Genomic DNA, 4076 nt, shown 5'->3' on the forward strand with positions numbered 1-4076 from the left:
GATTTAGAATTAGTTTTTTTATTTAGAAATTTAGTAAAATTAGTATTATGATTTTAAAAAAAGTAAAAAAGGTAAAATAAAATTAATTTTTAGTACCTTTAAAAGAACTATATGTATCAACTATTTGGACATTTAATGATTTAAAATTAATATAAATTTCATTACCTTCTTTAATGTTTAACTCTTCAAAAGAACTTTTTGTAAGCATTCCATTAAAGTATATGTTATGTATACTAGTTTTAACTCATACTATTGGACCTTTTTTATCAATTTTAACAACTTTTATTTTAAATTGATTTCTAGCTGAAGATTTAAATGGTTCATTTGAAAATATAATATTTTCCGGTCTAATAATTACTCTTACTTCTTCACCAATATTTGATTGATCAGCTATTTTAGTATATTTAACGTCTGCACTGTTTATGGTTATATCTTCATTAATTTTAACTTTAACAGTTCCATTAGATAATTCAGATACTTTTCCTTCAAATATATTATGAACTCCAACAAATTCTGCAACAAATTCATTTTGAGGTCTAGAAAATACATCATCAATTTTTCCAATTTGATGTAATTTACCATTTTTCATTACTCCAACTCTATCTGCTAAATTCCAAACTTCATTGAAGTTATGTGTAATATGTAAAAATGTAGTGTTATTTTCTCTTCCAATTTTTTTAATTAATTCAGTTAATTTTTCACGAGTTGTTACATCAAGTGCACTAAATGGTTCATCCATTAATACTATTCTTGGATTAACAATAAGTGCTCTTGCAAGTGCAGTTCTTTGTGATTCTCCACCACTAATTGTAAGTACATCTCTATGAAGAATATGTTCAATATTCATTATTTTAGCCATTTTCATGATTTTATCATGAATTTCTTCATTAGATAATGTTTTATCTCTTCTTAATCCATATGCTATGTTATCATAAACATCCATATTTGGAAAGAGTACATGATCTTGGTATACAATACCAATATTTCTTTTTTCAGGTGGAGTATTAATAATTTCTTTCCCTTCTAATTTTATACTTCCAGTTTCCGGGTGATAGAAACCTATTATTGTTTCAAGTAAAACAGATTTACCTGAACCTGTAGGACCGATAAGAATTACATATTCTCCTTCGTTTATATTTAAATCTACATGGTCTAAGTGAAAATCTCCAAGGTCTACTGATAAATCTTTAATCTCTAAAAACATCTTATCACTTAAATTAAAAATTAAATTTTTCATTTATTATACTGCTGCACTATTATATGTATCTGATACATATTTTTCCATTACTGCAATTGTAATAAATGAAATAATTACTAAAATGATACCTGAAGTCATAGCGAGATCTATATTTCCAGTTGATAAATTAAGATACATTGATATTGATAATGTTTCTGTTTTCATTAATGTACCTCCACCAACAAATAATACTGCTGCAAATGTACCAATACATTTTGCAAATGCCACTATACAAGTAGCAAATAATCCTTCTTTTGCTAATGGTAAAGTAATATTAAAGAATGTATCAACTTCACTATAACCTAAACTTCTTGAAACAAATTCATATCTTGTATCTATGTAATTAAATGTTGAATATAACATTTTTACTGCAAAAGGTAATGCAACAAAGAATTGCGCTATTACTATTCCAGTACTTGTAAAAACAAAAGTTAATCCCATTGATTCAAGGTAAGGACCTATTCCTCTATTTCCTAAAAACATTAAAAGAGCGATACCTATTACAATTTCTGGAAATGCCATAGGTAAATCTAAAATTATTTTAAATAATCTTTTTAATGGAAAATTATATCTACTTAATGCATAAGCCATTGGAATACAACATAAAATTACAATTGCTGCGGCAATTACTGCTGTAGTCATAGTTAACTTTATTGCAAAAAGCATTTCATCTGAAACTAATGAGTGAAAGAAGTTGTTTATCGGCGTTACAAAGAACATACTCAATATAACAACTATGAAAATTAATGAGATTATTGCTGTAATTGCAATACAAATCATTTCGAATTTTGATCTTTTCATTTTTTCACTCTAATATTATTTATCTAGTTATAATGGTTCGAATCCCCATTTTTTCCATACTTCTTTACCTTCATCTGAAACTACAAATTCTGTGAATTTTTCAGCTGCAGTATTGTTTTTACCATATTTGGTAACTCCAATAGGTATGGTACTTATATTATTTTCTTTTTCTGGGATTTCAATTACATCAATTTTATCTTTAGTATCATTCCATACTGTCATATCTTCCCATATGATTACAACATCAACTTGTCCAGATACAACATAAGTTAATAATTGGTTTACAGTTGTTGTTTTTACAGCAGGATTTACTCCAGTAATGTTATTTTTACTAATAATTGCTGCAGTAGTTTTACCAATAGCAGGACCATTTTCTTCACCAATACCTACTTTAATATCAGTTCTATTTAAATCTTTAACTGAAGTAATATTTTTAGGGTTACCTTTTTGAACAACGATTACTGGTACATTGGTTGTAACATTTTTTACAGTTGAATTTTCCATGTATCCATTTTTCATTGCTTTTCCCATATATTTATAAGCAGCTGGTAAAAATACATCTCCTTGATGTTGTGTTTCAAGAGTAGAGTATAATTCACCACTACCTGCATATTTTACATTAACTTTTACATTAGGGTACTTTTTATTAAATTCCTTGATCATATCAGGACCCATTTCACTGAAACCTGCACCAGCAAGCACTTCAACAGTTCCATTCTCATTTGAAGATTGGCTGCCTATTGATCCAGTGGAATAAGCGATACCAATTATTGCTATAATTACTATAACAACAATTACACCAAATATTTTTTTATTATCCATATTATTTCTCCATAAAATTATTGTTATATCGATTTTTATCGATATGTATAATTTTAAATATGGTAATATTTAAATTTTTTTACTTAAACTTATTACTTTTAACTATATTTTTTAAATAATTAATCTTTACTTTATTTATAAGTAGTCTATTTTTTATTTCTATTTCATTTGATTATTAACAAATTTTTTTTAATTCTAAGAAATTTAACCTTTCATTTATTTTAATTTTTTTTATTATTTTAAACAATTTTAACATTGTTAATTATTCATAATTTCTATATTTTTTTTTATAAATTGTAAAAAATTAGTTTTTTATATTAAAATTATTTATAATATTATTAATGAAATTTGAATAATTTCATAGTTTAAATTTTTATAAAATTTTATTGTTTAAAATTATTAACTAATTTTTCTATTTTTTTTTATTTTTTATTTTATTTCGGTGTATTAAATGAAATTTTATGCAATTAATGGTAGTCCAAGAAAAGCAGGTAATACTGTTCAAGTTTTAAAAAAAGTAGAATCTGGTTTTTATGATGAGGTTCATGAAAAATTTCCCAACGAAAAAATTGAATTAAACTTTATTAATTTATATAGTTTAAATTATACTAGTTGTAGAAGTTGCTTTTCATGTAAACGTTTAAATGGAAAAAGTTATGGTCATTGTATTATTAATGATGATTTAAAAGAGATTTTTAGAGATTTAGAAACTGCTGATGCAATGGTTCTTGGAAGTCCTATTTATCTTATGGATGTCAGTGGAGAAATGAAATCTTTTATTGATCGTTTAATATTTCAATATTTAGTATATGATGAGAACAATTCTTCTTTAGCAGAAAATAAATTACCTACTGCTTGTGTTTATACTATGAATATTAAAAAAGAGGATTATGATAAGTTTTCTCTTCCTTATACATTAAATAATTTAGAATCATTTATTTCTAATATTTTTTCAAAAGTTTATTCCTTAAAGGTCTTTGATACTTATCAATTTAAGGATTATTCTAAATTTAAAAATTCTATTTTTGATGAAGAAGAAAAATTACAACAAAAATTAAATCAATTTCCAAAAGATCTTGATGAAGCATATAATTTAGGTAGAAAATTAGCTAAAGATGCAATTAATAATCTTTAATATTTTACTTATAAATTATTATTTTTTATATTTTTTTTATAAATATGTGATTATGCTAGTTTTCATGTATATGTTTTTACT

General features: G+C 24.4%; 5 protein-coding genes. 1 reads left to right on the forward strand and 4 read right to left on the reverse strand.

Translation table 11 applies throughout. The features are described 5' to 3' along the window. Positions 1-82: 82 nt before the first annotated feature. From BGI41_RS08685 to modA, 4 genes are read right to left on the reverse strand one after another with little or no spacing between them, the layout of a single operon-like run. Positions 83-208, reverse strand: a complete 126-nt coding sequence (locus tag BGI41_RS08685) for a hypothetical protein (protein ID WP_255377152.1) — start codon at positions 206-208, stop codon at positions 83-85. A gap of 36 nt (positions 209-244) precedes the next feature. After that, positions 245-1204: an ATP-binding cassette domain-containing protein gene (locus tag BGI41_RS06965; protein WP_198945430.1), complete on the reverse strand. Its 960-nt coding sequence runs from the start codon at positions 1202-1204 to the stop codon at positions 245-247. Between the two features lie 36 nt (positions 1205-1240). Continuing rightward, positions 1241-2038 (reverse strand): ABC transporter permease, encoded by a 798-nt coding sequence (locus tag BGI41_RS06970; RefSeq protein ID WP_088539851.1) that lies wholly within the window; start codon positions 2036-2038, stop codon positions 1241-1243. 27 nt (positions 2039-2065) lie between these two features. Then, complete coding sequence (gene modA / locus BGI41_RS06975; RefSeq protein ID WP_088539853.1) at positions 2066-2860, reverse strand: molybdate ABC transporter substrate-binding protein; 795 nt, start codon at positions 2858-2860, stop codon at positions 2066-2068. Between the two features lie 451 nt (positions 2861-3311). Here modA and BGI41_RS06980 point away from each other — a divergent pair, with 451 nt between their 5' ends. Then, complete coding sequence (locus BGI41_RS06980; RefSeq protein ID WP_088539855.1) at positions 3312-3995, forward strand: flavodoxin family protein; 684 nt, start codon at positions 3312-3314, stop codon at positions 3993-3995. The last annotated feature ends 81 nt before the right edge of the window (positions 3996-4076 follow it).

The organism is Methanobrevibacter sp. 87.7 (genome assembly GCF_002208625.1).
Taxonomy (GTDB): Archaea; Methanobacteriota; Methanobacteria; order Methanobacteriales; family Methanobacteriaceae; genus Methanarmilla.

What these genes read in the sequence shown, in the direction of transcription:
- BGI41_RS06980 (WP_088539855.1), top strand. Translation starts at nt 3,312, where the DNA reads ATGAAATTTTATGCAATTAATGGTAGTCCAAGAAAAGCAGGTAATACT.
- modA (WP_088539853.1), bottom strand. Translation starts at nt 2,860, where the DNA reads ATGGATAATAAAAAAATATTTGGTGTAATTGTTGTTATAGTAATTATA.
- BGI41_RS08685 (WP_255377152.1), bottom strand. Translation starts at nt 208, where the DNA reads ATGCTTACAAAAAGTTCTTTTGAAGAGTTAAACATTAAAGAAGGTAAT.
- BGI41_RS06970 (WP_088539851.1), bottom strand. Translation starts at nt 2,038, where the DNA reads ATGAAAAGATCAAAATTCGAAATGATTTGTATTGCAATTACAGCAATA.
- BGI41_RS06965 (WP_198945430.1), bottom strand. Translation starts at nt 1,204, where the DNA reads ATGTTTTTAGAGATTAAAGATTTATCAGTAGACCTTGGAGATTTTCAC.